The organism is Proteus sp. MB838 (assembly GCF_054767435.1).
Window position 1 is genome coordinate 1 of the sequence record NZ_BAABMO010000071.1, and the last position, 5,719, is coordinate 5,719.

Annotated in this window: 5 protein-coding genes; 2 read left to right on the plus strand and 3 right to left on the minus strand. The window is 34.9% G+C overall.

Going from position 1 to position 5,719, the window contains the following annotated elements; all coding sequences use genetic code 11:
- Both ACYUCW_RS17475 and ACYUCW_RS17480 read left to right on the plus strand, forming a co-directional pair.
- A partial coding sequence (locus ACYUCW_RS17475; RefSeq protein ID WP_460409143.1) for a sodium:solute symporter family transporter occupies nt 1-502 on the plus strand: 502 nt, incomplete at its 5' end.
- 321 nt (nt 503-823) lie between these two features.
- On the plus strand, nt 824-2,455 hold the full coding sequence (locus ACYUCW_RS17480; protein WP_163748416.1) for a phosphoethanolamine transferase: 1,632 nt from the start codon (nt 824-826) through the stop codon (nt 2,453-2,455).
- A gap of 18 nt (nt 2,456-2,473) precedes the next feature.
- Here the strand turns inward: ACYUCW_RS17480 and ACYUCW_RS17485 are convergent, their stop codons facing one another.
- From ACYUCW_RS17485 to ACYUCW_RS17495, 3 genes are read right to left on the minus strand one after another with little or no spacing between them, the layout of a single operon-like run.
- Entirely contained in the window at nt 2,474-3,166 is a 693-nt protein-coding gene (locus ACYUCW_RS17485; RefSeq protein WP_004249865.1) for a LutC/YkgG family protein, read from the minus strand.
- Nucleotides 3,167-3,169: 3 nt separating this feature from the next.
- Entirely contained in the window at nt 3,170-4,588 is a 1,419-nt protein-coding gene (locus tag ACYUCW_RS17490) for a LutB/LldF family L-lactate oxidation iron-sulfur protein (RefSeq protein ID WP_460409144.1), read from the minus strand.
- The gene (locus ACYUCW_RS17495) at nt 4,579-5,316 is read right to left on the minus strand and encodes a (Fe-S)-binding protein (RefSeq protein WP_004246615.1); all 738 of its coding nucleotides are present in this window, start codon (nt 5,314-5,316) and stop codon (nt 4,579-4,581) included. Before ACYUCW_RS17495 ends, ACYUCW_RS17490 begins: the two co-directional genes overlap by 10 nt.
- Nucleotides 5,317-5,719: the final 403 nt, after the last annotated feature.

Consider the following 5,719-nt stretch of genomic DNA (forward strand, 5'->3'; position numbering starts at 1 on the left):
TCATGATTTATACGCCAATGTAATTAAAAATGGCCAAGCAGATGAACGACAAGAGCTAAAAGTTTCGAAAATAACGGTTGTTATTCTCGGCATTGTCGCCATTGGTTTAGGTATTTTATTTGAGAAACAGAATATTGCCTTTATGGTCGGTTTAGCTTTCTCTATCGCTGCAAGTTGTAATTTCCCTATTATCTTACTCTCTATGTATTGGAAGGGATTAACAACACGTGGGGCTGTCATTGGTGGCTGGTCTGGCTTAATTGTTGCCGTTACCTTAATGATCTTAGGTCCCACGATCTGGGTGAGTATTCTTGGTCATGATACACCTATTTATCCTTACGAGTACCCTGCTCTTTTCTCTATGATCATTGCCTTTATCGTTTCATGGTTATTCTCTATTACCGATAATTCTTCTCTGGCAACTCAAGAGCGTATGAAATTTGAAGCTCAGTTTATTCGCTCACAAATAGGTATTGGTGCAGAGCAAGGTAAACCTCATTAAACATCTGTAAAATAGTTTTTTATTCTTAAAGTGCCAACAATGTTGGCACTTTTTTTACTCTTTACTTAATTAAATTAATATCGGTTTAAAAATACATATCTATACGATATTTTAAATTACTATTAACTAATGTGGTTTAATTTTAAGTCTATTGGAAAATTTCAAGCAAGATCAATTAATTAAAATTATTATAACAATAATTAAAAGTGTAAATATAACTATAAGTAACAGTATAATAAGTCAATAAAAGATAAGATAAGTACTGAAATATCAATTTCAGACTCGTTTTAGCTAAACAAGACTTGTATTATGAAATGCTAAATGGTTAACTTTTTATTCTATATGGAAAAAGGTGATAATGATAAAAGCATGTCTCAAGTAATAAACTTTTCTCTTTTATTTATTTTATCTATAGTACCTGCACTATTAGCGGGTTCAACCCTGCATATTGAACAAAAGTTCTCTATGGTGATTATCGGTTGGCTCCTGATGTTGCTCTGCGCAGGTATCTATCGGTTTACTATAGGAAAAGTGATTACTTTTATTGTTGCAGCTTTATGGTCTTTAAACCTCTCCATCTCACTGTTTTTTTATCGTGAACATGATATTCCCTTTTCATCATCAATAGCAGAAACTTTCATTAATACTAATGGAAGTGAAACTGTTGGTATGCTCTCTTATAATAAATATTATGTACTCTTTTATATTGTTATATTTACCTGTTTTTTCTATTTAATACATATTAGCGCCCGTTATTTAAATAACAAAACTAATAAAAGATGTTTAATTGCTATTTTTATATTAATAATTCTTATTTCTCTATACAAGAACTTAGCAATAAGATCAGAGAGTAAAACCCAATTACTTGCTGAGTATTATCTACTTAATACCCCTTTTTACAATGCAGCAGCTTTAGTGCGGACTTTCCACGAAAATAGACAAATCAAAAAGATCACATTAGAAAAAGTTAATTTTAACTATGATAAAGTGGATCAAAAAACAGAAATTTATATTCTTTTGATTGGTGAATCAGTACGACGTGATCATTTAGGAATTTATGGGTATCCGTACGATACTACCCCTAATTTAGAGAAAGAAAAAAATAATATTTTATTATTTAAGCAAGCTTATTCTCCAGCGCCTGTGACCATATTATCAGTACCCATATCCCTTTCTAATATCAACCTAACAGAGTTATATGATAAGAAACACTACGCTGATAATATCATTTCTCTTGCCAATCATGCTGGCTTCAAAACATATTGGTTAAGTAACCAAGGTAAAGGAAATCCAAAAACGAGTGTGATTTCTGTTATTGCCAATATGGCCCAACATAAAAAATGGAATGAATTTATTGGCTATGATGAAGAATTATTGCCATTTTTAGATAATGCGCTTAATGATAACTCATCAAATAAAAAGCTCATTGTCCTACATACTTATGGTAGTCATGAGCCAGCATGTAATCGTTTTCCTAGCACTTACCTTAAAACCTTTTCCCAACAAGAAGATGATAACTGCTACGATAGCTCTATCGCTTATACTGACAAGCTTATCAGCCAAATTATTGAAAAAATACAAGATAAACCCGCATCTATACTCTATTTTTCAGATCACGCATTACAACGATTAGATAAAAATAGAGAAGTACGTTATCACCATGGCGTGAACAGTCCTCGCCAAGAAGCTTACAATATACCGCTCTTTATTTGGTATAGCGCATCTGCAACGCGACCAAATATCAATGAAGAAAATTTGAATAAACCTTTTTCTACCGCAGATAATTATTGGCTATTAAGCCAATGGCTAGGTATTGAACATAACTCAGCGAAAAAATGTTACTCACCTTTAAGCGAATGCTATCAAACAAAAACGTCAATGATGGTCATCGATGGTAATAAGAAGTTATTAAACTACGCACTATTAGAATCAGAAGAGCAAGCGCCCCAATAAAGAGGCGCGTGACTTAATTTAACAATCTTCAATAATCACATAAATCGCATTTAAAGAGCCATGAACACCAACAACTTTAATTAATTCAATATCTGATGTGCAACTAGGACCACTAATAATATTAATACAAGAAGGCATTCTTATATTTTTTAATGCCATTTGATGTAATCTTTCTGCTAACTGAGCAACACGAGGCAAAATCGTACTGCGTTTTAGTACAAAAATCGTGGTTTCAGGGATCAATCCAACACTTCTTCCTTTGTCAGCCCCAGAAAATAAAACAACACCGCCAGATTCTGCAAGTCCATATTCAGCAAATACAATTCCGACTTTTGCCTCTTTTACCCGTTCAATATTTTTTTTACCCTCAGTATGATCCCAAATATTGGCATGACAGTGTTCTGATAAATAATCAATCACACCACTTTCCTGTAATCGTGGATCACCCGTTAATATCACTGGTAAACCATACTGTTCACAAAGAGTCTCTAAATGCTTAGGTAAAGATGACAATGTTGTCGTTTCATAAGTACTTCCTGCTAACTGAGCTGTATTGAGAAAATATTGATAAAGTTCATCATCAGAAAGCTCCGTTAATCGTTGTTCTGGATATAAATTTACTGGTTCAGGTAAAGCTTCAGGTTGCGTTTTTAACGGCCTACCTAATTGAGAAGCAAGATTTGATAAAAAGCGTTCTTTATTGTTATCCATCTCTTATTTCTCCTCTTTTTGGTGTTTTTTAAACCAACTACGAAAACTTTCACCATCACCTTCAGGTAAATTCCTCGCCTCTGTCCATGCTTTTATTGCACCGATATTTAATGGCGCTTTACCTTCTTTAATAAACCATTTTGTAGCATGTGCTCCCATATTCATCCCAACTTTCCATAACATAGGATGACGGTTCACATAATTGAATACTCGAGTAATATTACGTTCAGTTGTCGGTGTTATACCTTGCTCTACCATGACTTCACGATGTTTCTTTATAAGATTTGATAAAGGTATTTTTACTGGGCAAACGCTATCACAAGCAGTACATAATGAGCAGACATAAGGCAGGTTTTTAAAGTCTTTATATCCACCAAGTAGTGGCGTTAAGACGGCACCAACAGGGCCTGGATAGATAGAATCATATCCTTGCCCCCCAATATGGCGATAAGCAGGGCAAGTATTCATACAAGCACCACAACGGATACAACGTAAAATATCTTTAAATTCAGAACCAATGATCTTCGAGCGGCCATTGTCTACAATAACAAGATGGAAATCTTCTGGGCCATCAACGTTGTCATTCTCTTTAGGGCCAGTAAGCCATGTATTATAGCCCGTTAAACGTAACCCTACTGCACTACGGGCCAGCATGGTAATTAAGATATCTACCTCTTTAAAAGTAGGTGCAATACGTTCCATCCCCATCACCGCAATATGCGTTTTGGGTAATGTTGTACTTAATCGTGCATTACCTTCATTAGTGACTAAACAAACAGAACCTGTTTCTGCTACCGCAAAATTACACCCCGTAATACCGATATCGGCAGTAAAAAAATCGTCTCTAATGTTCTGGCGAACAAAACGCGTCATTTCTTCTGGTGTATCTGAGCCGTTATAACCCAGTTTGTCATGAAATATTTGACGTATCTGAGCTCTATTTTTATGAATAGCAGGGACCACTACATGAGATGGGGCATCTTTTGCTTGTTGAAGAATAAACTCGGCTAAATCGGTTTCAATAACATTAATACCTGCATTTTCTAATACAGGGTTTAAGCCAATTTCTTCCGTCACCATTGATTTGGCTTTGACTATTTTTTTGGCTTTTTTCTCTTTTGCAATATTGAGAATATATTGAGAGGCTTCTTCTTTCGTTTGAGCAAAGAAAACATGCCCACCATGTTGTTCTATTTTTTCAGATAATTGATATAAATAGGCATCTAAATTAGCAAGTACATGATCACGGATCTGCGCCGCTCTATCCCGCCAATCCTCCCAGTGTCCTAATTCATCAACCATTTTTTGACGATTACGGCCAATAGTTTCTTGCGCATTAGCAACGGCTTTTTGCATAATTTGATCGTGAACTTGACGATCAATTAGCGCTTTAAAAGGAAGAGAGCTTGTTTTTAATGACATAATTCCTCCTCATTGCTCATCAATACTTGCGCAATATGCATCACTTTAACTGGACGACCTTCTCTCTCTAAACGACCACCTATATTTAATAAGCAACTGACATCCGCACCAATTAAATAGTCAGGATGAACATCCATAATGTGGTGAACTTTTTCTTTGACCATTTCACCTGAAATTTCAGCCATTTTTACCGAAAACGTCCCCCCAAAACCACAACAGGTTTCCATATTGTCAAAAGGTAATAATTCTAGCCCTTTTACATGACGTAATAGTGTGAGTGGCTCTTCTTTCACTCCCATTTTACGAAATAAGCTGCAAGACGGGTGATAAACAGCTTTTCCTTTAAGGCTTGCACCTACATCAACAATATTTAATTGATTAACGATAAAGGAGGTGAGATCAAACATGCGATTAGCTATTTTTTCTGCACGAATAGCCCAGTCAGGTTCATTTACCAGATATTTAGCATAACTTTTAATAGCAAAAGAACATGATCCAGCAGGAGAAATAATAGGATAGTCATTAACTTCAAAGGTTTTAATCAAGTTTTTCATCGCTGGAATGGCATCTTTAATATATCCACTATTAATAGCAGGTTGACCACAACAGCCCTGTTTTTCGAGAAAATGAACTTGACAGCCTAGTTTTTCTAACAGCAATACACTATCTCTTGCCATCTGAGACTTTAAGGCGTCACCAATGCATGTTACATAAAAATTAACATCCATACTTATGCTCCCATTGCTTTTATCTATGTAGAGTAAGTAAATAAGCCGAGACTCATTTATAAACTCATTTGTATGACAAATAGTGTTGCATAAAAATAATGTTAAATATATGTGTATAAGTGTTTTTTTTATAAATTTACAGTTTTCAAGAAATAAAGAAATGGGAATATAAAGGGTATTTATGATTATTTTTTAATAAAAACAATTTATTACTGTGGCAAATTGAGGGAGTTTATTAAGTCTAGTTTTATTACGATAAATAAAGAATTTAACGTAAGTGAAATAGAATAAACGCAAAAAAGCCAACCCATCGGGTTGGCTTTCTCGTCTTATTTAATGCTTGGCAGTTCCCTACTCTCACATGGGGAGACCCCACACTACCATCGGCGCTACGGCGTTTCAC

Excerpts from the sequence above, each read along its gene's own strand:
- ACYUCW_RS17480 (WP_163748416.1), top strand. The coding sequence starts at position 824 with ATGGTTAACTTTTTATTCTATATGGAAAAAGGTGATAATGATAAAAGC.
- ACYUCW_RS17485 (WP_004249865.1), bottom strand. The coding sequence starts at position 3,166 with ATGGATAACAATAAAGAACGCTTTTTATCAAATCTTGCTTCTCAATTA.
- ACYUCW_RS17490 (WP_460409144.1), bottom strand. The coding sequence starts at position 4,588 with ATGTCATTAAAAACAAGCTCTCTTCCTTTTAAAGCGCTAATTGATCGT.
- ACYUCW_RS17495 (WP_004246615.1), bottom strand. The coding sequence starts at position 5,316 with ATGGATGTTAATTTTTATGTAACATGCATTGGTGACGCCTTAAAGTCT.